The sequence below is a fragment of the Olsenella sp. kh2p3 genome (assembly GCA_900119625.1).
GTDB lineage: Bacteria > Actinomycetota > Coriobacteriia > Coriobacteriales > Atopobiaceae > Tractidigestivibacter.
The window spans coordinates 36,566-36,794 of record FPKD01000013.1 but is presented as its reverse complement, the minus strand read 5'-3'; positions in this window follow the sequence as shown (position 1 = coordinate 36,794).

The following is a 229-nucleotide window of genomic DNA, read 5'->3' as shown; positions in this document are numbered from 1 at the left end:
ACGAGTGCTCCCCGCGTATGCGGGGATGATCCTCGCGTTTGCATATCGGGCAACCTCACGCGGGACGTGCTCCCCGCGTATGCGGGGATGATCCGTACGTAAGTAAGTGCATGTGCATCGCATGTGCGGTGCTCCCCGCGTATGCGGGGATGATCCCGACCGCAGGAAGAACCAGCAGACGGGCCAGTGGGTGCTCCCCGCGTATGCGGGGATGATCCCGGGTGGTCCG